Source organism: Spongiivirga sp. MCCC 1A20706 (genome assembly GCF_046524175.1).
In the GTDB taxonomy this organism is placed as follows: Bacteria; Bacteroidota; Bacteroidia; order Flavobacteriales; family Flavobacteriaceae; genus Spongiivirga.
Genome location: NZ_JBEFZF010000003.1, coordinates 401,018 through 423,930 on the forward strand (window position 1 = coordinate 401,018; position 22,913 = coordinate 423,930).

Here is a 22,913-nt window from a genome sequence, read left to right on the forward strand (position 1 = left end):
TAAAACGGGCGTGATGATAAAATAGTATTAAATACTATTTAATTAGAAGTGATTTTTAAGCTGTATCAGTCTTGAGACATGAAAATCAGCTCTTTGGTTATTTAGATCGGGTTCAAAATGAATAGCATGCATCCCAACAGCAGTGGCCCCTTGAATATCAGCTTCGATATTATCTCCAATCATTACAGCGTTTTGTGGTTGTACTTGAGCAGTTTTTAGGGCAAACTCGAAAATTTTGGGGTTTGGTTTTTTAACACCTACAGATTCTGAATCTACAATGATATTAAAATAGTGACTAATCTTACTGGTTTCCATTTTTACACGTTGAACTTCCCTGAAACCATTAGTAATAATATGTAGTTTGTAATTTGGTTTTAAATAATCTAGAATTTCATAGGTACCTTCAAATAAATGATCGTTATCTGGTAGTTTTTCAATGTAGTCATGAGAAAGTTGGTGTATCAAACGATCAGTTGCAGGAAATTTAATTAGATCAAATGTTTTTTTTAATCGACTATACCTTAAATCTTCTTTAGTAATACGTTCTTCTCGGTACAATTTCCAATATTCAAAATTAATAGGAACGTATACTCTAAGAAAGTCATCTAATGATATTGACAATGAATTTTTAGAGAATATTTTTTGAAACGTAAGAGCAGAATTTTTTTCAAAATCCCAAAGGGTATGATCCAAATCAAAAAAGATATCAGTAACTCTATTTTTTAGAACCAAAGCGTTGTAATGTTTTAATATATATTTCTCGCCAGCCTTTCCACTCGTTTTCTATTAAGGTGGTGTTATGTAATTTAAAAACAAAATTACCATTTACCGCTTCAATGACCTCACCTATTCTTGTTATTTTATCAATAATTTGTTGGGTATTACCAATCTCTTTTAAAGCAAAATCTGTAGTAACCACAGGGTTTATTTTAAGTGGTGTTGGCATCTCAGCGCCTATATCATAAAAGTAAAAAGGTGTACATGTACCAGCTCTAAAGCCTATAGTATTTGGGTATCCCATGGTATAATCTTCATTCACTTCGGCATCAATCAAGTTGCGATAGGTATCGGGAAAATCGAGTTTGTTATAGTGCTGCATTACCCTAACAACTGGCCGATGTATAAGGTCTGAAAGTCGTTTACGTTCCTTTTTTAATACATCGATATTTGAAAAAGCCTCGTAAGAAACCAACAAACTGGTTATCGCATAATCAGAAACCGATTTAATTAATGATCGAAATACGTTGCTATAAACTGATATATTTTTATCGTAGGTAGCATACTTTGCAAACAGGAAAAAATAAATTGCTTTTACCTTGTACGTAAGATGCAGATTAATAAAATCATCGAAAGTGTCATAGGGATCTTTTTTGATACCAAATAGTACCGCATATCGAAGTAGTACCTTACGCAACCGAAATCGAAACAGGTCGCCAAAAGTACCTGAAATAGTTCTCAAAATCCCCACTTTTCGATACCCAAACACCAACGGTACCGATATAACAGGTGTAAATTGAAAAGGTGTTTGTTTTACGTTTAACTCAGGAAAACGTTCTTGTAAAATACCTAGTAGTTTATAAGCCCATATATCTATAACAGGCTGTTCAAGAAACTTATGTTTAAAAGCTAAACTTTCATTTACCGGATAGCGCCCATGCTCGTCTTTAACATGTGGTATATACTCCTCATATCTACTTAGCAAATAAAAAGTAGCGGCAAAAATATCATATGGCAAAATACTTTTATCACTATTTGTTGAAAAAAAGCAAGCTACTTGATCCCATTGCTGTACATTGATCTCAACATCACCCACACCATGATCAAACAAAAGCTCATGACTCTTTACAAAAAACTCATTTTGCAACGGTTGTTTTGTATAGGTCATTTTTAAAGGGCCATGTGCTATAAACTCTTCAACTCTGGTGGTGAATTCAATGGGTATTTTAAGTACACGAGTAAACACATGCTTAAAAGCATATCGAAGGCGAGGGGTTAGTTTGTGTGTGTATATTAATAGCATAGATGCGCTATACGGGCTTAGAAAGCTTAAAAATAGTGTTTTGCTTACTATTTTTGTTCTTAATACTACTTTTGAACACAGTATTTACGCAATTTGTCACTGCTTCCCGCTAATTGGGTAATTTGAAGATTACATTAAATCACTATCGACAAAACTACAATAACCACTATCGGCAATAATAATGTGGTCCAGCACCTTGATATCAACACTTTTTGCCGCTAGCTTTAGTTTTCGGGTAGTTTCGATATCGGCTTTACTGGGTTTTAGCGTTCCTGAAGGATGGTTATGAACTAAAATAATTCCGACAGCATTTAATGTTAGTGCTTTTTTAAGTACCAGACGTGTATCGACAATTGTTTGACTAATACCACCCTTACTTAGCTGCATTTTATGTAACACTCGATTTGCGTGGTTTAAATAAATAATCCAAAACTCCTCATGATCAAGGTCGACCAGCAAAGGTCTCATTAAAGCATTTATATGTTTACTAGATGTTATTTGGGTAATTTGCTCCACATTTTCCACTCCTCTTCTCCTACCCAATTCAAGCGCAGCAGCAATCGAAATTGCCTTGGCCTCACCAATACCTTTAAATTTCATCAATTCATGAATAGAAAGTTTCCCCAAATCTTGCAGATTGTTGTTAACACTTCCTAATATTCGCTTACTCAAGTCAACCGCACTTTCATTTTTATTTCCCGATCCGATTAGAATAGCTATTAACTCCGTACTGGTCAAAACCGAACGTCCCTGCTGTAAGAGCTTTTCCCGTGGCCGATCATCTACCGACCAATTTTTAATAGAAAAGGACTCTTTCTGTTTACCCATGAGTAGTTTTTCTCTAAATATAATAAACTTAGAAAAAAGTGATAATTTTAAATACTAATAATAAGAATACTAGGTCAATGAAATCATTATTAAGTGAAGGGGCATACAAGGAGATAAAAAGCAGAATCTCAAACTTGAACGAACAGTCTCATGCCACCTGGGGTACTATGAATGTAGCACAGATGTGTAAACATTGTCAATTTGCGCTGGAAGTACCATTAGAAAAAAAGGTCATGCCTACTCCAAATCCGTTAATGAAACTAGTATTTAAAAGCTTTAAAAGTTCCATGTATAATGATAAACCTTGGAAGAAAGGCTTACCTACACCTAAAACCTTTATGGTAAAGGAAACCCCTGATTTTGAAGAGGAGCGGTCCAAGCTTAATATTTTGGTCGATGAATTTTATGCTAAAAATGACCAAGAAAATTGGATAAAGCATCCGGCTTTTGGAAACTTCACTCCGGATCAATGGGGCAAATTGCAATACAAGCATTTAGATCACCACCTAAGGCAATTTAACGTTTAAGTATAGTTTTTTATCGATTTTTTAAAATGTCCCAGATAATATAGCGTTATCATTTAGGTTATGCAGAGAAATCGCTAAACTAACTGTTTGCTAACGTCAAAAAACAAATTTTATTATTGTATTTTGACGATGATTAACGTCTTTTAATCGGTAAAACAGTTAAAATTGTTCAACTTTAGCCTATCTTTGTTTAATAAATTAAGTTCAATTTAAAAACCTTTTATTATGGGGGCACTATTAGTATTAAAGGAAGCTTATAGAAGAAAGCTTGCGAATGTAAAGGGCATTGAAGCCGTTACAGTAAAAACCTTTACTTGGGTTTATTTGACGTTGATTGCATTAGGTCTTTTGACTTTCGCATACAACGCAATCGTAAAATTTCTTTAATTAAGCATCTAACGCGTATGAAATAAAATTACTTTATTTTAGAAACCCTGACAAACATCACATCGTCAGGGTTTTTTTATGGCCAAATTTTAGGCTATAAGCTTTTCAAACTGCATTTGGTCGATTCCACCATAATTACCAGAGCTCATTAATAACAATGAGGTATTTATAAAATCTTGTTCTTTTAAAAAAGAATGGAATGTCTCGGGTTGAGTGAATACTCTTAAATCTTCTCTCTTAAAGGCATCTTTTATTTCAGTTTCGCTTAAATTGTCAAGCCTTTTAATGGCTACCGCTTTTGGTGAATAAAATACTACAGCGAGGTCAGCAGCAGCCAACGCACCCTCATATTCTTCAATGAAATCCTTATTTAAACTACTGTACGTATGCAACTCAAGGCAAGCGATAAGCTTTCTGTTATGATACTGTTGTTTTACAGCAATAGTCGTCGCCTTTACCTTGGATGGTGCATGCGCAAAATCTTTAAATATTATAGAGTTTTTATTTTTGGCAATTTGTTCTAATCGTTTTGAAGCCCCTTTAAAACTTGCGATCGCGTCGTAAAAATCTGCTTCATCAACACCCATATGCTGACATATCCATTTCGCTCCAGCCAGATTATTCATATTATGTGCTCCGAAAATCTCAATTGGAACATCTCCTTCAACCGTTTCAAGTAAAGTCGTGCCATGCTCTACCCGGTAAGATGGAGTTGTATAAGCATTTCTTTTAATAGTGTTTTCAGAATCTTCAACGATACGCTTTACTTCAGGATCTTCCTCATTGTACACTATGATTCCGCCATTTACTATGGTATCAACAAATATTTCAAACTGCTTTGTATAATCATCAAATGTCGGAAACACATTAATATGATCCCATGCGATGCCACTTAATAACGCAATGTTAGGTTTATATAAATGAAACTTTGGTCGTCTATCAATTGGTGATGACAGGTACTCATCACCTTCAAGTATCATAAAATCATTATCATCTGTAATCTTTACCATTGTATCAAAACCCTCCAACTGTGCTCCCACCATATAGTCTACATCGCGATTATAATACTCCATTACGTGCAAAATCATACTGGTAATTGTGGTTTTACCGTGACTACCACCAATGACCACTCGAGTTTTATTTTTTGATTGTTGATACAAAAACTCCGGGTACGAATAAATAGGTATTTCAAGTTCTTGCGCCTTTTTAAGTTCGGGATTATCGATTTGCGCATGCATTCCCAAGATTACCGCATTTATGTCTGTAGTTATGTTCTCGGGAAACCATCCTTCGTGCTCAGGAAGCAATCCTGCATTCGCAAGTCTTGATCGGGAAGGTTCAAAAATGACATCGTCGCTACCGCTTACCGTATCTCCTTTTTGATGTAATGCCAGTGCCAAATTGTGCATCGCACTGCCACCGATAGCTATAAAATGATATCGCATAATTAGTTTTTGGTAAATATAATGTTGGAAACGTGATTTTGAAAAGTGTATTCAATAATTAAAGCGCTAAAATAATGCCTTCTTCTTTCTTAGAATACTTGGCCACTTCTTTATTTTTTTTTGCTTTATTTAAATAGGCAAGCGCTTTCTTTTTATCCTTCTTTAATCGATATGCTTTAGCACAATAAAAGTAAGCCCATTCTTTAGCAACACTATCACTTCTTTTATGTTTTTTAATAAACCAATCAAGGTGCTTTAATGCGAGATCTATACCCTGATTATTGTTTATTGCCGCTTTGGCCAATTGGTAGTGAATAGTATTGCGCTTATATGATTCTGAGATCAAGTTACAGCTCATCAATGCCAACTTCTGATACTTTTTCTCAAGCTCATACTGCTTTTTGTAATTTGCAATGTATGCTTTTGCCAAGTGCCCTTCAACTTCAGAAATTGAAGCAAGTTCTTCGGCATACAACTCAGCTTTTTTATAGCTACCTCCAATGATGCCGGGTAATTGTAAATAGGTTTCTAATAACGCCCATCTCGCATCAATATGCTTATTGTCAAGTACTGCTGCCTTATGAAAAGCCTTCTTCATTTTCTTCACCAATCCTAGTGCCGACAACTTGTTCTCTAACGCTTTCATCCCCAAAACACCTCCATACCAATAGTGGAAATCAGCATTATTTGTTTTAATTGTTGTTAGTAGTTTATAGTGATTAATGGCACTATCCCAGTCTTTGTTATTACCCGCAATATGGCCTAAGTAAGTATGAGCTACTATGTTTTGTGAATTGTTAGCAAGTAGTTCGTTTGCCAATTGACGTGTTTTTTCAAACTGTTTTGTTTCAAAAGCTAATTTGACTGCCGTTTCTTTATCATTTTGAGCGAAAGTGAGTTTAGAAATGCATAACACGAACATCAACAATTTTCTCATGTAACGGTTTTTATCAATTAACGTAAATGTGTAGCAAAGCGTTTAAATGCAATGTTAAATTTATACATTCAGCGTTTTCCAAAGCATGTCTTTCAATTCAGTAAGTCCTATTTGCGCAACTGAGGAAATAAATAAGTACGGAGCATTTAAATCTTTGTCGAGTTCAGCTTTCATCTCTGCTCTTAACTCATCATCCAGCATATCACATTTAGAAATAGCCACCAAACGGTCTTTATCCAGCATCTCAGGATTATATCGTCTAAGTTCATCTAAAAGAATCTCGTATTCTTTGACAATATCTTTAGCGTCAGCAGGGATTAAAAATAATAGTACGGAATTTCGCTCAATATGACGTAAGAAATAATGACCTAGTCCTTTTCCCTCGGCAGCTCCTTCAATAATACCGGGAATGTCGGCCATTACAAACGTTTTATAGTCCCGGTAAGCGACGATTCCCAGATTGGGTTTTAAGGTTGTGAACTCATAATCGGCTATCTTGGGTTTTGCAGCTGTCATGACGGATAGTAATGTTGATTTTCCAGCATTAGGAAAACCAACTAAGCCCACATCAGCGAGTACCTTCAGTTCGATAGTAATATTTCGTTCTTGACCATCTACACCAGGTTGTGCATATCGTGGTGTTTGATTCGTTGGACTTTTAAAGTGCCAATTACCTCGACCCCCCATTCCTCCTTCAACAACAATTTTTTCTTCGTTAGCCTCCGTTATTTCAAAAAGGACGTCGTCAGTGTCAGAGTCTTTTACAACTGTACCTAAAGGCACATCGATATACACATCAGCGCCATCAGCACCTGTACTTCGATTTTTAGAGCCGTTCCCACCGTGCTCTGCCTTTATGTGACGTTTAAATTTTAGCGGAAGAAGTGTCCATAAGTTTGGATTGCCACGTACAATAACATGGCCGCCTCGACCACCATCACCACCATCCGGACCACCTTTGGTAATGTATTTTTCACGATGAAGATGTACAGAGCCCTTCCCTCCTTTCCCGGAGGAGACATGCATCTTTACATAGTCAACAAAATTACCTTCGGTCATACTACGGTTTTATAGTGAATCAATTGCCTCGCTTAAACGAATTGAAATCTCTTCAATGGAACCTACACCATCCACACCGATAAACTTCTCTTGTTTTTGGTAGTAATTTTTTAAAACCGCTGTTTGTTTATAGTACACAGCAATACGGTCACGAATTACAGACTCATTAGCATCATCTGGTCGACCGCTGGTTTTTCCACGTTCCATTAAACGAGAAACTAAAATCTCATCATCAACCTCTAAAGCAATCATAGCATTTACCTGGCTTCCCTTTTCAGTTAAAAGCCTATCCAAAGATTCAGCTTGCGCTTCTGTACGCGGAAAACCATCAAAGATAAATCCATTTGCATCAGGATTCTTCTCTACTTCAGCATTCAACATTTTAATGGTCACCTCATCAGGAACCAAATGCCCTTTATCAATATACGATTTTGCCAAAGTGCCAAGATCTGTCTTATTTTTAATGTTATATCTAAAAACATCGCCGGTTGAAATATGTACAAGATTGTATTTTTCTTTGAGCACATCAGCTTGTGTTCCTTTACCTGCACCCGGAGGTCCAAATAACACCAAATTTGTCATGTAAGTTGTTTTAAGTTGATAAATATCAGATAGGTTCCTTCCTAACCCATCGTAATCCAGGCCATAGCCAACGATAAATCGATCAGGAATTTCAAATCCGATATAGTGAATACTATGTTCTTTTGTATACGCAGTTGGTTTAAAAAACAAAGAAGCGATTTTGAAATCATCTACTCCTTGATTTTCCAGTAGTTTATAAATTTCGGTGAGGGTGTTACCTGTATCAATAATATCTTCTAAAATCACCACCTTTCTTTGGCTCAAATCTTGATTCAAACCTATTTGTTGTAGTACTGTTCCTTTTGAAGCCGTACCCTCGTATGATTGCATTTTAATAAACTGAACCTCGCAGTCACCATTGTAATGTTTCATTAAATCAGCAACAAAACGAAAAGCACCATTTAAAACTCCAATAAAAACAGGAACTTCATCGCCACAATCTGCTTTAATTTCAGCAGCCATTTTTTTTATGGTACTGTCAATACTATCAGCCTTGATATACGGAGTAAAATATTTGTCGTGGAGTTGTATCAATTCCCTAATAAATAAAGGCGCAAAGATAAATAATTAGCACGAAGTACAATTCTTTAAAATAGGGTATTATTCATGATTAAAAGACTTCTTTCAAAAATTAGATAAAAAGGGCTATAAACAGAAACCATTATTAAGTGTATTTTTGTGGCATCATTTAAAAATACCCCGTGACTGATTACTTTTCATCGCAATTTAAATTAGGAATTTTAGGAGGCGGTCAACTTGGTAAAATGCTACTTGCCGAGACCCGAAAATTTGATATTCATACAGTCGTTTTAGACCCTAGTGCAGATGCACCAGGCAGATTGGCTTGTAATGAATTTATACAAGGCGATTTAAAAGATTTTGATACGGTTTATAATTTTGGCAAAAAGGTAGATGTTTTAACCTTTGAAATCGAATTGATAAACGTCGATGCTTTAGAAAGATTAGAAAAAGAAGGCACCGTGGTCTATCCTTCTTCTAAGACCATAAGAACAATTCAAAACAAAGCCGTTCAAAAACTGTTTTATGTAGATCATAATATCCCAACAGCACCATTTTCAAGATTTGCGTATGTGCATGAAATTGAAACAGCACTTTCACACGAAAGTATATCTTTCCCTTTTGTATGGAAAAGTGCTCAGTTTGGATATGACGGTAAGGGGGTAAAGGTTATTAAAAATGCTGAAGACCTAAAAGGTTTACCCAAAGGAGAATGCATAACCGAAGAGAAAATTGCTTTTAAGAATGAACTAGCAGTAATTGTTTCCAGAAGTGCCTCGGGTGAAATGAAAACCTATCCGGTGGTAGAAATGGAATTTCATCCCGAAGCGAATCAGGTAGAATATGTCATCTGCCCAGCAAGAATTAGTGAAGAAGTTGCTAACAAAGCTAGAGCGGTAGCACTAAAGGTAAGCGAAGCTTTTGAGCATGTAGGGCTTTTAGCGGTTGAGATGTTTCAAACGCAAGATGATGAAATTTTAGTAAATGAAGTAGCGCCGAGACCTCATAATAGTGGCCATTATAGTATTGAGGCTTCATACACTTCACAGTTTGAGCAGCATATTCGAGCCATTTTGAACCTGCCCCTAGGTAATACAGATAGTAAGGTAGCTGGGGTGATGGTTAATCTAGTCGGAGCCGAAGGGTTTGAAGGAAATGTGTGCTATGAAAATATTGATATGGTACTAAATATGCAAGGTGTAACCCCTCACATATATGGCAAAAGTACTACCAGACCATTCAGAAAAATGGGCCATATTACCGTTGTAAACGAATCGATAGACAAGGCAAGACAAATTGCACAAAACGTTAAAAGTTTAATACAAGTAATTTCAAAATAAAAATAAATGGGTAAAGTAGGAGTAATTATGGGAAGCACATCAGATCTTCCGGTAATGCAAGAAGCCATCGATATTTTAAAGGGATTTGATATTGAAGTAGAAGTAGATATTGTATCTGCACATCGGACACCTGAAAAGTTATTTGATTATGGCAAGAATGCTCATACAAATGGATTTAAAGTTATAATTGCTGGCGCTGGGGGTGCGGCACATTTACCAGGAATGATTGCTTCATTAAGTCCGCTTCCGGTTATTGGTGTTCCGGTCAAATCACGAAACTCTATTGATGGTTGGGACTCTGTATTATCAATTCTGCAAATGCCTGGTGGTGTTCCTGTAGCAACCGTTGCGTTAGATGGCGCAAAAAACGCGGGTATTTTGGCAGCCCAAATAATAGGGGCTTCTGATACATGTGTTCTTGACAAAATAATAGTTTACAAACAGGGGTTGAAGCAAAAGGTAATCGAAGGCGCCAAAAACCTCAAAAAATAGCAAAAAAAACCCTGAATATAAATCAGGGTTTTTACGGGCTATTAATCAATTAAACACCATTTAGTAAAACTAAACAACCATCTAATGAAGTTTTTAAGTAGACTTTTAGTCTAGTTATTTTTTCTTATTTTAAAATTGCCTTTTTCAAATGAATTTTGAAAAAAGTCAATCATAATTTTTGTTCTTTTCGACTAAAACCTTCCAAACATCGACTAAATACATAAAAATGAATAGTTTACTGCGAGAATTTGATACTCAACACGATACAACACCTTTTTCCAAAATAAAAAATGAAGATTTCTTACCAGCATTTAAGAAAAGCATAGAACTTGCAAAAAATGAAATAGACCATATTGTAAAAAATGAAGAAATACCTGATTTTCATAATACTATAGAGTCATTAGAATACTCTGGCGAAAAACTAGGCCGTATTTCAAGTATTTTTTTCAACCTGAATTCTGCAGAAACGAACGATACTATTCAGCAAATTGCACAAGAAGTTTCGCCTTTACTTTCGGAGTTTCAAAATGATATTACGCTAAACGAGCGATTGTTTGAAAAAGTAAAATATGTTTATGATCACTCTGACAGATCCAAATTATCTAAGGAGCAACTAACACTTCTTGATAAAAAATACAAAAGCTTTTCGCGAAACGGTGCAAATTTAGCGCAGGACAAAAAAGCACAACTTCGTGAAATTGACAAAGAACTTTCAAAACTTAAACTCACTTTTGGGGAAAATGTATTAGCAGAAACGAATGCTTTTGAAATGCATGTAATTGACAAATCAGAGTTAAGTGGCTTACCGGATTCTGCCATAGAGGCTGCTGAGGCCTTAGCAAAAAGTAAGAACAAAGAAGGTTATATTTTTACTCTAGATTACCCCAGCTATATTCCTTTTATGACCTATGCAGATAATAGAGCTCTACGAAAAAAAATGTCATTGGCATTTGGGTCAAAAGGTTTTCAAAATAACCAAAATGACAATCAAGAAAATGTTTTAAGACTGGTGAATTTAAGACATGAACGCGCGTTGCTTTTAGGGTATGAATCCCATGCACATTTTGTTTTAGAAGAACGTATGGCCAAATCCCCTAAAAAAGTGTACGCTTTTTTGGAAGATCTTCTATTAAAAGCCAAACCGGCGGCTGAAAAAGAGTTTTCAGAATTAGAACAGTTTGCAAAAGAGCTCGATAATATAGACACTCTTCAAAAATGGGATGGAGCGTACTACTCTGAAAAACTGAAACAAAAACTATTTGACTTAGATGACGAGCAGTTGAAACCTTATTTTAAACTTGAAAATGTAATTGAAGGTGTATTCAAAGTTTCACAAAAGCTATTTGGAATTCAGTTCAAAGAGGTGAACAATATTGATACTTATCATGAAGAGGTCAAAACCTATGAGATTCTTGATAGTAAAAACCAATTAGTTGCTGTTTTTTATGCTGATTTTCACCCAAGAAAAGGAAAACGCGGTGGCGCATGGATGACTTTATTCAAGGGCCAACAAATTCGAAATGGAAAAAACGAAAGGCCCCATGTTTCTAACGTATGTAACTTTACTAAGCCAACTAAAACAAAGCCATCCTTACTAACATTTAATGAGGTTACCACCCTTTTTCATGAGTTTGGACATGCCCTACACGGCATGCTTGCCAATACCACTTATCCAAGTTTAGCAGGCACCAATGTGTACTGGGATTTTGTTGAGCTTCCGAGTCAAGTATTAGAAAACTGGTGTTATGAAAAGGAAGCACTTGAGTTATTTGCTTTTCATTATGAAACCGGCGATGTGATTCCTATGGAATTAGTTGAGAAAATAAAAAGGACAGCTACTTTTCAAGAGGGCATGAAAACACTAAGACAGCTTAGTTTTGGCTTACTTGATATGAGCTGGCACAGCGGCGATCCCTCTTCAATAGCAAGTGTAAAAGAATTTGAGATAGAAGCCTTTAAGGGCACCTCGTTATATCCTGATGTTGCAGAAAATTGCATGAGCACTTCATTTTCTCATATTTTTCAAGGCGGGTATTCTTCCGGTTATTATTCGTATAAGTGGGCAGAAGTTTTAGATGCTGATGCTTTTGAGTATTTTAAAGAGGAAGGTATTTTTAATGAAGATGTAGCAACGAAGTTTAAAGACCATGTACTTTCTAAAGGAGGTACCGAGGACCCAATGGATTTATATGTACGATTTAGAGGAGTAGAACCTAAACCAGAGGCTTTGCTTAGAAGAGCAGGACTTATGAAGGCCTGATGTTAATCAGATAGATCATCAGAACTAGATTTATTGTTAAGCTATACGGGATACTGAAGGTCATTTATTCTTCTCTTCAATCCACTTAGCCATGTATTTGGTGCTTTGTAGTTGATGATATTTTAACAACTGTCCTACTATGTTGCGTTGACGCAGTTGTTTCTTGTTTCTGATTGCCTCGTTCAAAGCATCAATCAATGATGATTGGTGCATTTCTTTTTTAAAAAGGCTATTAATAATATCGAAACCTACACCTTGTGCTTTTTGCCATTCGCTACTGTTTTCATATAACAAAATGGCATTTTTAGCAATAGCGTGGGGTTCATCTTCAATACAACCGGCCCATTTTTTGCCAACAGTCATACCTTCAGCGCCAATACTGGTTGTTACAATAGGTGTGCCTGCATTCATGGCATCTATAAATTTTCCTTTAAGACCAGCACCGAACCGCAAGGGAGAGAGACATACTCGTGCTTCTTTCAAAACTCTATTCGCATTTTGAGCTCTGCCATGTATCAAAAATCCACCTTTCGGGTCATGCATTCGCTGTGCTTTTTCATATCCGTAAGCACCATAAACATTCATAACCGCAGCGGGTAGCTGCTTTTTTATAATCGGCCATATGGTTTCCTTCAAAAATAACACACTATCTAAGTTAGGAGCGTGAAGGAAATTACCAATAGTTATAAAGTCTTTACGATGATTAAAATTTGGTAGCTTTTCAATTGAATTAGCTTGAATTGCAGCTTGTACAAAGGGAATATAATGAAGTAAATACCTAGGAAAATCAAATTCGCTTTGCAGAAGTTCGTATTCAAATGATGAGATGATCAAGTTAAGATCGCACCGATACATTGCAGCAAGTTCCCGTCTAAAATAATCACTTAATAAATCCTGTTTTTCTAATTTCTTCTTAGCTTTAAACACTTTTTCTCTTGCTTTCCGCAAAAAATGTAAATCCTCAGTATCTAAAATCTTTACCGCATCTGGACAATGTTCTTCTACCCTCCATCCAAATTGTTCTTCAATCATAAACCGATCGAACATAACTACTTCGGGTTTCAATATTTTAATAAAATTATCGAAGGAAACGCTATTTAACGTTATTTTTTTCGTTGTTATGCCTAGTGAATTTAGATTAAACTCATTGCCACTAGGTACTGCGGTGGTGGCAAATGTAATGTCCCAACCATCGTTTTGAAACATCTCAATTAATTGCATCAATCGGGAACCTGCTGCAGTTGAATTGGGCTCCGGCCAAACAAATCCGATGATCAATAATTTTTTCATTCTTACAAAAATAAGCTTTAAGAAATGAGTTAAATAAACTTTCAATAATTATTGAAAGTTTAAAAATTATTATATATTTGTACTATGAATTACGAAGAAGCAAAAGATAAATTTATTCAAACCTGGGGTGCATTGGGCTCTACGTGGGGCATTAACAAGGCAATGGCTCAAATTCAAGCGTTGCTTTTTATATCTACCAAAGCTATGACCATGGAGGAAATTATGAATGAATTACAAATTTCTCGTGGTAATGCAAGTATGAATCTACGTCAATTAATGGACTGGGGTATTGTTTTTAAAGAGTCAAAAAGAGGAGAGCGAAAAGAGTATTTCAGTACTGAAAAGGATGTACAAGAGTTGGCTAGGCAAATTGCAAAAGAACGCAGCCGGCGAGAGATCAAACCGGTGATAAAAGTACTAAAGGAACTTTCTGATATAAAAAAAGATGGATCAGCGAAGAATGATGAGTTCATCAAACAAACAAAATCATTACACGAATTAGCATCAACAGCTGATACGATGCTTGAAAAAATGGTGAATCATAAACAAAATTGGATTACAAAATCAATCTTTAAAATGATTAAGTAAAAAAAATTTCAATATATATTTCAATAATTTCTGAAACTTTAAAATAATTAAAAATGAAGACTTTACATTCCATCAACATTTGGTCCTATAGCATTACGCTTCTTTTGTATTTAACCATCTATCTGGGAATGCTAGCGCAGATATTGCTCGGTATCATACAGCTAGTCATGTTTTGCTTTCTGATTTTTAATTCGAAAAATGTCCCATTAACGACCAAAAAGCGATTATCTATATACGGAAGCTTGGTCATTATATACGGATTGATTTCAATTTTAGTAAAGGACCTGAGCTCAACTAATGATATTTACATGTTATTCTGGACATTGATCCCCATGTTACTCGCTTCCTTCTTTGTTTTTATTACCTACAAATTAAAAAAAGAGCTCATATAAAACGAGCCATTACAAGTCTTGATATCTACCGAGATGACTATTGGCGCATTAGGTCTGACCCTTTAAAAACAACAAAAACAAACAGATGAAAACACTATCAAATCATACACTAGTTTACGACAGTGATTGCCCACTATGTGTTGGCTACACAAACCTTTTCTTAAAAAAACAAATGTTAGATGGTCAAGGCAGAAAAGCATTTTCGCAACTAACCGGCAACGAATCTGCAATACTTGACATGAACCGCGCGCAAGATGAAATAGCCTTGATAGATAAAACCTCCGGTAATGTTATATATGGCATGGATAGCCTTTTACTTGTAATTGGAAATCGGTATAAGTGGATAGGTAAAATTGGGAAGAACCCCTTAGTTTTCTTCTGCTTAAAACGCTTATATAAGTTCATTTCATACAATAGAAAAGTCATTATACCAAACCCAAAAAGCAGCGAAACTATTGAATGCACCCCTACATTCAATAAGGAATATCGTTGGTACTTTATACTTTTTGGAGCTATGGTATCAACTATACTTATTCATCAATACCTTTTAATGTTACCCAACTTCATTAAAGACAACGCTCTTGAAAAGGCTTTGCTTATGTGTGTATTGCAAATCCCCTTTCAAGCATTGATATTAGGCCTAAGCAATAACAAGGGAATCTTGAATTATCTTGGAAACATGATAGCCATTTCGCTAATTGGGTCATTACTACTGATTCCAATTTTAATAGCAAGTGCAATCATCTATCAGGGAGAAACTTTTTTAATCGCTTACTTCTTGCTTGTATTTGGGTTTATGGTGATACAGCATATTAAACGAGTTGAAAATTTAGAGTTACCATCGTACGTAACAATAAGCTGGATTGTATATAGAATTTTGTGGATTCCCCTTTTAACATCAATACTATGAAAAAGATAATTATAGCAGGCGGCACGGGTTTTTTAGGACAAGTCCTTATGCAATATTTTAAAACAAAATGTGACCGAATTATCATTCTTTCAAGAAGAAAACTGGCTCAACAAGAAAACGTACAATACCATCAATGGGATGGTGAGCAATTGGGAGATTGGTCGAAATACTTGGAAAATGCTGATGTACTTATTAATCTAACAGGAAAATCAGTCGATTGTCGTTATAACACAAAAAATAAAAAGCGTATTCTAGATTCAAGAGTAAACGCCACTGAAATTCTAGGTCATGCGGTTAGAGTATGTGATCATCCGCCCAAGGTATGGATCAATTCTTCAACGGCAACCATCTATCGACATAGTATGGATAAGGAAATGAACGAAGAAACTGGTGAAATCGGAAATGGGTTTTCAGTAAGTGTTGCAAGGGAATGGGAAGCTTCTTTTTTTGACCAAGTAACGCCCAAGACAAGAAAAATAGCGCTAAGAACAGCGATTGTTCTTGGTAATAAAGGTGGGGCATTACGACCAATAGTAAATCTAGCAAAATTTGGTTTTGGCGGTAAACAAGGATCAGGAGAACAGTATTTTAGCTGGATACATGAAGATGATTTTGTTTCAGCAGTTCATTTTCTCATTGAAAACAACAAATTAGAAGGTGTCTTTAACATTGTAGCACCAAAACCGACAACTAATGCCAACTTAATGAAACGTATTCGCAACACACTTAATATTCCATTTGGTATGCCACTACCTAAATCACTACTTGAAATTGGTGCGATCTTGATAAATACAGAAACCGAACTTGTATTAAAAAGTAGACGTGTGGTTCCGAAACGTTTGCTCGATGAAGGATTTATATTCAAACATCAAGATTTAACAAAAAGCTTGGCGCATCTACTTTTATAAACCTAAAAAGTGAAATAATTATTCTATTTTTGGCAGGTCTGAAAAGCATTATGGCAAAAGAAACGATAGAACCTAATAAATGGATAGACCGCTATGCGGATTATCTTTTCAATTACACGATTACTCGTGTAAATGATCGAGAGATTGCCCAAGACCTTGTGCAAGAAACCTTTTTTGCCGGACTGAAATCAATGAAAAATTTTAAAGGTGAGGCGAGCGAGCGAACTTGGCTTGTTTCAATCTTGAAAAGAAAAATCATTGACCATTACAGAAAAATTAATAGCAAAAAAGGACAAGCCGAAGTACGTATTAATTATAACAATAGTGAAGAAGGTGAGGGTGATTGGCTCGAAGAACGCGTGGCTGATCTTTCTGATCTTGGTGCGGCGGGTGCCATGGAAAATGAAGAATTGGGCGATGCAATAAATAATTGTATTAGCAAATTACCAGAGAAGCAAGCTGCCGTCTTTACAATGAAAACGCTTCAAGGGTATGAAACTGAAACTATTTGTAATGAATTAAATATTACTGCGTCTAATCTCTGGGTAATCATCCATAGAGCACGTACGGCTTTAGCCGAGTGCCTAGAAGAGAATTGGTTTTAATAAAAAATAAAAATGACTAGTAAGAAAAGTGTATTATTTATTAGTTGCGACGAAGCCAAACACATTTGCGACAAAGTTCAGTATGGAGAGGCAAGTGGTTGGGAACGTTTAAAGTTGAATATCAGACTTTCCTGGTGTCGCATTACTAAAGCGTACAGTAAGCGTAATAATAAATTATCAGAATTGGTTCAAAAAGCTGAAGTAAAAACTTTGGATAACGATCTAAAGACTAAAATGAAGCAAGAACTAGAAAAAAAATTGTCCAGTAATAACTAAAGGCGTATACAAGAAAACTACTTTAAAAGTAAAATAAGTACACACCAGTAAATAGGAATTCCCTCAACCCAGAATGAACTATAATATTTACTTTGATCTTTTGAACTATATTGAATAAAAAGTCCTAGCAAAATTGAAATAACTGCGAATATTACAATTTCAAGCGGACTAACTTCATCCTTAAAAAATTCCAAAGCGAATAACACTACAATTAAAAATAGTGCTATTCGCTTTGTTTTCTTTAACCCTATTTTTTGAGGGATGGTACCAAGCTTAATACTGTCATATTTCATGTCTCGTATTTCAAAAGGTATCATTAGTAGCATGACCATCAAAAAACGTTGAAACGCCTCTATATATACACCATGACTAATAAACATATCAGCTTGCGAAAGTGGTAAAAAGACAGTAACACCGACCCATACCAGTGCAATTACATAGATCTTTATTCCGCTAATACTGCGTAAATTCTGGTTTTCGTCTACGGGACTCCATATTTTCGGCACTAAAGGTATCGCGTAAAAAAAAGTAATTCCAGCAAAAATGACAACCAGTTGTATAGAAGCTAAAGGTAGCTGAAAGAAAAAGTAACACATCAACAAAAAGCAAAAGAAAGAAAAAACCTGAATAACTTTAAGACTTCTAGTGAGGCTACGATGATGAAATTTGGCTACACCCGCATACTTTATAAAGTTATATCCCGTAATTGTTGCAAAAAACACAAAAAACGGTAGATCAAACCCATTAAAAATGTTGAACTTTTGCTGCGTTACAATGGTTAAGCCTACCACGGAAAAAGCTACATGAATACTGCTATTGACATAAAATTCCAGAAAGCGAATAAACCACTTCATTAAACAAAAATACAGCTTCTGTTAACAACCCTTTATTTTGTGAAAAACTTACCTACTTTTGCAGTACGAAAACGTTATCAAACGATACTTTTTAAAGTATTTTTGCACCATAAAACACCATTTTACAATGAATACTCATTTGTTTGCAAACCGTCATATAGGTCCAACTGAAAGTGAACGGGACATCATGCTCAAAACACTGAACATTGAAAGCATTGACCAGTTGATGTATGAAACAATACCGGACAATATTAAGTTAGAAAAGCCCTTAAAGCTTGATGATGCTTTGAGTGAGTATGAATACACAAAACATATTGGTGCGCTTGGTGCCAAGAATAAAATTTTTAAAAGTTATATAGGACTTGGCTATCATGCTGCCGTTGTACCAGCAGTTATTCAACGAAATATTTTAGAAAATCCAGGATGGTACACTGCCTACACTCCATATCAAGCTGAAATAGCTCAAGGCCGACTGGAAGCACTACTAAATTACCAGACCATGATTACCGATCTTACCGGGATGGAATTAGCGAATGCTTCTTTGTTAGATGAATCAACTGCAGCGGCAGAGGCTATGACTTTGCTCTTTGCAGTTAGAGAACGAGCGCAGAAAAAGAACAATGTAGTAAAGTTCTTTGTATCTGATGAAGTGCTGCCCCAAACGATCTCATTACTTAAAACAAGAGCCATTCCCCTAGGAATTGAATTGGTTATTGGCAATCATGAAAGTTTTGACTTTACTGAAGAGTATTATGGTGCATTATTACAATACCCAGGAAAGTCAGGACAGATTTTTGACTACAGAGAATTCATTTCAAAAGCAAAAGAAGCTCAGATTAAAGTGGCCGTAGCCGCTGATATTTTGAGTTTGATATTGCTTGAAGCGCCAGGAGATTTCGGGGTAGATGTAGTTGTTGGTACCACGCAACGATTTGGAATTCCCTTAGGTTATGGTGGACCCCATGCGGCCTATTTTGCAACTAAAGAAGCATACAAACGCAACATACCAGGTCGTATTATCGGTGTAACCAAAGATACCAATGGTGAACGTGCTCTACGCATGGCATTGCAAACAAGAGAACAGCACATAAAGCGAGATAAAGCAACTTCAAACATTTGTACCGCCCAGGTGCTACTTGCTGTTATGGCAGGTATGTATGCTGTATATCATGGCCCAAAAGGTCTTACTCATATTGCCAAAACGGTTAATAATAATACCGCCGCGCTAACTGATGCGTTGGAAAAAATGGGATTATATCAAACTAACAAACATTATTTTGATACCATACAAATAAAAGCTAACGCAAACAAGGTGCGAGAAATTGCCGAAAAACATGAGGTTAATTTCTTTTATCCTGATGTCGATACCGTTTCTATCTCAATTAATGAAACAACCTCCATTGACGATCTTAATCAAATAGTATCCATTTTTGCTGAAGCCGAAGGAAAATCAGCTGTTTCAATTGAAAAAATAAATGATGTTGTAACCATTTCATCTTCCTTACAACGCTCTTCTGATTTTATGCAGTTAGATATCTTCAACTCATATCATTCAGAAACTGAGTTGATGCGTTACATCAAAAAATTGGAACGAAAAGACCTTGCGCTTAATCACTCGATGATTAGCCTAGGTTCATGCACTATGAAACTTAACGCGGCAGCCGAAATGCTTCCGTTAAGTAATGCGCAATGGTCCAACATTCACCCTTTTGCACCTGTTGATCAAGCTGAAGGTTACCAAGAGGTAATCAAAAAATTGGAAGATCAACTTACAGAAATTACCGGTTTTGCTGGCACATCTTTACAACCAAATTCTGGTGCTCAAGGAGAGTTTGCTGGACTTATGGTAATTCGGGCCTATCATAAATCAAGAGGTGATCATCATCGTAATGTTGTTCTAATCCCTTCATCAGCGCACGGTACCAACCCAGCTTCTGCGGTTATGGCAGGAATGAAGGTTGTAGTAACCAAAGCAATGGACAATGGTAATATTGACCTTGACGATATTAAAGCAAAAGCAACAGAATATGCCGATACATTAGCTGGCTTAATGATTACCTACCCATCCACACATGGAGTTTTTGAATCAGCAATAAAAGAAATTACACAAACCATTCATGATTATGGAGGTCAGGTGTATATGGATGGAGCAAATATGAATGCCCAGGTCGGATTGACCAATCCAGGGGCTATTGGTGCGGACGTTTGTCACTTAAACCTACATAAAACCTTCGCGATACCACATGGTGGCGGTGGCCCTGGCGTAGGACCAATCTGCGTAGCAAAACATCTGGTTCCGTTTTTACCGACCAACCCCTTAATAGCTACTGGAGGCGAACAGCCTATTGATGCCATCTCTGCTGCACCTTGGGGTTCTGCCTTAGCCAGTTTAATTTCTTACGGATACATTACGATGCTAGGAGAAGCTGGTTTAACAAAATCAACCAAATATGCCATTTTAAATGCCAATTATATAAAAGAGCGTTTAAAAGATCATTACCAAACTTTGTATTCAGGTGAGATGGGCCGCGCTGCACATGAGATGATTATAGATTGCCGACCGTTCAAAGAACACGGTATTGAGGTAGTCGATATTGCAAAACGCCTTATGGATTATGGCTTTCATGCGCCAACAGTTTCTTTTCCTGTTGCGGGCACTATGATGATTGAGCCAACTGAAAGTGAAAATTTAGCCGAATTAGACCGTTTTTGTGATGCGATGATTTCTATCAAAAAAGAGATTGACAATATTTCCAAAGATGAGCCAAATAATATCTTAAAAAATGCCCCACATACACTAGCAATGCTTACCGCTGACAATTGGAATTTACCATATAGTAGGCAGAAAGCAGCGTACCCATTATCGTATTTAAGTGAAAATAAATTCTGGCCATCAGTGCGTCGTGTCGACGATGCTTACGGAGATAGAAATCTGATATGCACTTGCGCGCCTATCGAGGCGTATGCAGAAGTCTAAGCGGTAACATTTTCATAAAAGAAGCTTTCAATTAAATTGACTTTAGTTGAAAGCTTTTTTATTCACTAATATTTAAAACCCTATCTTTTACCCGCTAACAAATAATTATGAAACGTATTTTACATGTATTCGCTATTTTCAGCTTTATTCTATTTAGTAGCTGTTTGGAAGGTTTTAAAAAAGAACCTGAAAAACTATCATTAACATCCGACTTTCAAGAAATAAAAGTGCTTGACCAATACTCACTTTCTGTTCCAAAATACATGAAAAGCACCACTATTTTGCATGATGATGCTTCCTTACAGTATATGCATGCTTTAAAGGAAACTTATGTAGTAGTAATAGATGAGGATAAAAGTGAGATGATTGAAGCTTTAAAAATCGTGAGCAGCTATGACGAAGAGGAGTCAGTTATTGATAACTATGCCAAGTTCCAGAGTGAATCAATCATGCAGGGGCTCAAAGTCAGCGATCGATCTGAAATCAAAAAAGTAGTTGTCAACGGCACGTCGGCTAGAGTTTTTGAGCTAAGTGGGCAACTTGAAGATGTGCCCTACGAAATAAAGTATATACTGGGTTTTACTGAAGGCGAGGAAGATGTCTATATGATTATGAGTTGGACATTAGATAGCAGAAGTGAGCGCTACTCAGGGACCTTGAGGCAAATAATTAAATCGTTTAAAGAGATTTAGTGTTGATCAATAAGTACTGTTAACTCGGTTTCCCTTCGTTTTAAATCATACTGCGATTTACAGTGATTCTGAATATCAACAAGTATTTTCCCTCCTCTTGTTTCTGCATTCTCCAGGGCTTTTTTGAAACTATGTATTTGTAATTCTCCTAAAATCAACTCGGGTGTTTTGATAATTTCAGAAGTGGATTTAATACCATATCCAATAGGAATACAACCAGATAAAATTCCTTCTACCAAGGCGATACCAAATGATTCAATATGTGAAAATTGCAAATAGTATTTCTTTGATTGAAGTATGTGTAAAAGTTCTGTATGTGGTTTTGGTGGTAACACCTCTAAGTTATCTAGCTGAAACGAGTTTAAATAATCAGCAGCTTGATTATACGGTCCTACAACGGTAAAACTTTTATCTGGAAAATTTCTTGCTACTTCAACTAAAAAATCAGCGCCTTTAATTTTTAGCCGTGTTAAATCTGCAACCTTATAAACTGTTATAAAACCAGACCGGTTTGACACAGCTTTTACAATGCTTCCTGTATTAATTCCATTATAAACTATGGTTGACCGATTATATACGGTTTTACCTAAATTCTTTTTCACTAAATCGGACGTATGCTTACTTACTGGCAAAGGGTTTGTTGCCAATAAAGCAATACGTTTAATAATTGTGCTTCGCCAAGTCTTCACATGAGCACCGTAATTAAAGTCGAGATTTTTATCTGCGTCAAAGCCTCCAATCACCAGATAGCTTGGCTTATTAAATAGCTTCGCGAACAATAATGGCCAAAAGGCATGATAATCTGCAAACCAGCAAAAAACAAAGTCGGTTTTGGGCACTACAAATAGTGCATTCCAAAAAGATTTAAATAGCTGCCATGCTAGTAAAATAGGGTTTTTAGGCATATTCATATGAAAATGCCTCATACGATAGTGTTGCTTTAGCAAACTAAAATCTTCTGCTATAAAAGTGGTTTTATGACCGGAAATGAAAAGTCCATTTTTCATGAAAACCTATTTGAGGAT

The 22,913-nt window shown here is 36.0% G+C and carries 23 protein-coding genes; 13 read left to right on the top strand and 10 right to left on the bottom strand.

What is annotated here, in order from left to right; all coding sequences use genetic code 11:
* Window positions 1-42: 42 nt before the first annotated feature.
* The 3 genes from ABN763_RS09795 to radC all read right to left on the bottom strand — a co-directional run bounded on the left by ABN763_RS09795 (window position 43) and on the right by radC (window position 2,848).
* Window positions 43-732, bottom strand: a complete 690-nt coding sequence (locus ABN763_RS09795; RefSeq protein ID WP_410485279.1) for a YjjG family noncanonical pyrimidine nucleotidase — start codon at window positions 730-732, stop codon at window positions 43-45.
* Window positions 716-2,020, bottom strand: a complete 1,305-nt coding sequence (locus ABN763_RS09800) for a polysaccharide deacetylase family protein (protein ID WP_410485280.1) — start codon at window positions 2,018-2,020, stop codon at window positions 716-718. The genes ABN763_RS09795 and ABN763_RS09800 overlap by 17 nt, the downstream gene beginning before the upstream one ends.
* Window positions 2,021-2,149: 129 nt before the next feature.
* Complete coding sequence (radC, locus tag ABN763_RS09805; protein WP_410485281.1) at window positions 2,150-2,848, bottom strand: RadC family protein; 699 nt, start codon at window positions 2,846-2,848, stop codon at window positions 2,150-2,152.
* Between the two features lie 77 nt (window positions 2,849-2,925).
* Between radC and ABN763_RS09810 the strand changes: the two genes are divergently transcribed.
* A complete protein-coding gene (locus ABN763_RS09810) occupies window positions 2,926-3,375 on the top strand; it encodes a DUF1569 domain-containing protein (protein WP_410485282.1) in 450 nt (149 codons plus the stop codon).
* Between the two features lie 225 nt (window positions 3,376-3,600).
* Window positions 3,601-3,762 carry a hypothetical protein gene (locus tag ABN763_RS09815; RefSeq protein ID WP_410485283.1) on the top strand — a complete coding sequence of 54 codons (162 nt, stop codon included), beginning with the start codon at window positions 3,601-3,603 and terminating at the stop codon, window positions 3,760-3,762.
* Window positions 3,763-3,851: 89 nt separating this feature from the next.
* On the opposite strand, the gene ABN763_RS09820 is transcribed toward ABN763_RS09815, so the two are convergent.
* Genes ABN763_RS09820 through ABN763_RS09835 form a run of 4 tightly spaced genes read right to left on the bottom strand, consistent with a single transcriptional unit; the run spans window position 3,852 to window position 8,319 of the window.
* Complete coding sequence (locus ABN763_RS09820; protein WP_410485284.1) at window positions 3,852-5,207, bottom strand: UDP-N-acetylmuramate--L-alanine ligase; 1,356 nt, start codon at window positions 5,205-5,207, stop codon at window positions 3,852-3,854.
* Window positions 5,208-5,265: 58 nt separating this feature from the next.
* A complete protein-coding gene (locus ABN763_RS09825) occupies window positions 5,266-6,144 on the bottom strand; it encodes a tetratricopeptide repeat protein (protein ID WP_410485285.1) in 879 nt (292 codons plus the stop codon).
* 60 nt (window positions 6,145-6,204) lie between these two features.
* The gene (obgE, locus tag ABN763_RS09830; protein ID WP_410485286.1) at window positions 6,205-7,203 is read right to left on the bottom strand and encodes a GTPase ObgE; all 999 of its coding nucleotides are present in this window, start codon (window positions 7,201-7,203) and stop codon (window positions 6,205-6,207) included.
* 9 nt (window positions 7,204-7,212) lie between these two features.
* Window positions 7,213-8,319: an adenylate kinase gene (locus ABN763_RS09835; RefSeq protein ID WP_410485287.1), complete on the bottom strand. Its 1,107-nt coding sequence runs from the start codon at window positions 8,317-8,319 to the stop codon at window positions 7,213-7,215.
* Between the two features lie 167 nt (window positions 8,320-8,486).
* On the opposite strand from ABN763_RS09835, the gene ABN763_RS09840 reads away from it, so the two are divergent.
* The 3 genes from ABN763_RS09840 (at window position 8,487) to ABN763_RS09850 (ending at window position 12,396) form a co-directional block, all read left to right on the top strand.
* On the top strand, window positions 8,487-9,644 hold the full coding sequence (locus ABN763_RS09840; protein ID WP_410485288.1) for a 5-(carboxyamino)imidazole ribonucleotide synthase: 1,158 nt from the start codon (window positions 8,487-8,489) through the stop codon (window positions 9,642-9,644).
* Window positions 9,645-9,650: 6 nt separating this feature from the next.
* Window positions 9,651-10,136: a 5-(carboxyamino)imidazole ribonucleotide mutase gene (gene purE / locus ABN763_RS09845; protein ID WP_410485289.1), complete on the top strand. Its 486-nt coding sequence runs from the start codon at window positions 9,651-9,653 to the stop codon at window positions 10,134-10,136.
* A gap of 226 nt (window positions 10,137-10,362) precedes the next feature.
* Window positions 10,363-12,396, top strand: coding sequence for a M3 family metallopeptidase (locus ABN763_RS09850; RefSeq protein WP_410485290.1), 2,034 nt, complete (start codon window positions 10,363-10,365; stop codon window positions 12,394-12,396).
* A 60-nt stretch (window positions 12,397-12,456) separates the two neighbouring features.
* Here ABN763_RS09850 and ABN763_RS09855 read toward each other — a convergent pair whose 3' ends face one another.
* Window positions 12,457-13,686, bottom strand: a complete 1,230-nt coding sequence (locus tag ABN763_RS09855; protein WP_410485291.1) for a glycosyltransferase family 4 protein — start codon at window positions 13,684-13,686, stop codon at window positions 12,457-12,459.
* Window positions 13,687-13,770: 84 nt separating this feature from the next.
* On the opposite strand from ABN763_RS09855, the gene ABN763_RS09860 reads away from it, so the two are divergent.
* The 6 genes from ABN763_RS09860 to ABN763_RS09885 all read left to right on the top strand — a co-directional run bounded on the left by ABN763_RS09860 (window position 13,771) and on the right by ABN763_RS09885 (window position 17,365).
* Window positions 13,771-14,274, top strand: coding sequence for a GbsR/MarR family transcriptional regulator (locus ABN763_RS09860; RefSeq protein WP_410485292.1), 504 nt, complete (start codon window positions 13,771-13,773; stop codon window positions 14,272-14,274).
* 53 nt (window positions 14,275-14,327) lie between these two features.
* On the top strand, window positions 14,328-14,666 hold the full coding sequence (locus ABN763_RS09865; protein WP_410485293.1) for a hypothetical protein: 339 nt from the start codon (window positions 14,328-14,330) through the stop codon (window positions 14,664-14,666).
* An 85-nt stretch (window positions 14,667-14,751) separates the two neighbouring features.
* On the top strand, window positions 14,752-15,576 hold the full coding sequence (locus tag ABN763_RS09870; RefSeq protein WP_410485294.1) for a DCC1-like thiol-disulfide oxidoreductase family protein: 825 nt from the start codon (window positions 14,752-14,754) through the stop codon (window positions 15,574-15,576).
* Entirely contained in the window at window positions 15,573-16,484 is a 912-nt protein-coding gene (locus ABN763_RS09875; RefSeq protein ID WP_410485295.1) for a TIGR01777 family oxidoreductase, read from the top strand. The genes ABN763_RS09870 and ABN763_RS09875 overlap by 4 nt, the downstream gene beginning before the upstream one ends.
* Before the next feature lie 50 nt (window positions 16,485-16,534).
* A complete protein-coding gene (locus ABN763_RS09880) occupies window positions 16,535-17,089 on the top strand; it encodes a sigma-70 family RNA polymerase sigma factor (RefSeq protein WP_410485296.1) in 555 nt (184 codons plus the stop codon).
* A gap of 12 nt (window positions 17,090-17,101) precedes the next feature.
* Complete coding sequence (locus tag ABN763_RS09885) at window positions 17,102-17,365, top strand: hypothetical protein (RefSeq protein ID WP_410485297.1); 264 nt, start codon at window positions 17,102-17,104, stop codon at window positions 17,363-17,365.
* A 17-nt stretch (window positions 17,366-17,382) separates the two neighbouring features.
* On the opposite strand, the gene ABN763_RS09890 is transcribed toward ABN763_RS09885, so the two are convergent.
* A complete protein-coding gene (locus ABN763_RS09890; protein WP_410485298.1) occupies window positions 17,383-18,219 on the bottom strand; it encodes a hypothetical protein in 837 nt (278 codons plus the stop codon).
* Between the two features lie 127 nt (window positions 18,220-18,346).
* On the opposite strand from ABN763_RS09890, the gene gcvP reads away from it, so the two are divergent.
* Complete coding sequence (gene gcvP / locus ABN763_RS09895; RefSeq protein WP_410485299.1) at window positions 18,347-21,196, top strand: aminomethyl-transferring glycine dehydrogenase; 2,850 nt, start codon at window positions 18,347-18,349, stop codon at window positions 21,194-21,196.
* 107 nt (window positions 21,197-21,303) lie between these two features.
* Window positions 21,304-21,888, top strand: coding sequence for a hypothetical protein (locus ABN763_RS09900; RefSeq protein WP_410485300.1), 585 nt, complete (start codon window positions 21,304-21,306; stop codon window positions 21,886-21,888).
* Here the strand turns inward: ABN763_RS09900 and ABN763_RS09905 are convergent.
* A complete protein-coding gene (locus tag ABN763_RS09905) occupies window positions 21,885-22,895 on the bottom strand; it encodes a glycosyltransferase (protein WP_410485301.1) in 1,011 nt (336 codons plus the stop codon). The two genes, ABN763_RS09900 and ABN763_RS09905, sit on opposite strands and share 4 nt — an antisense overlap.
* Between the last annotated feature and the right edge of the window lie 18 nt (window positions 22,896-22,913).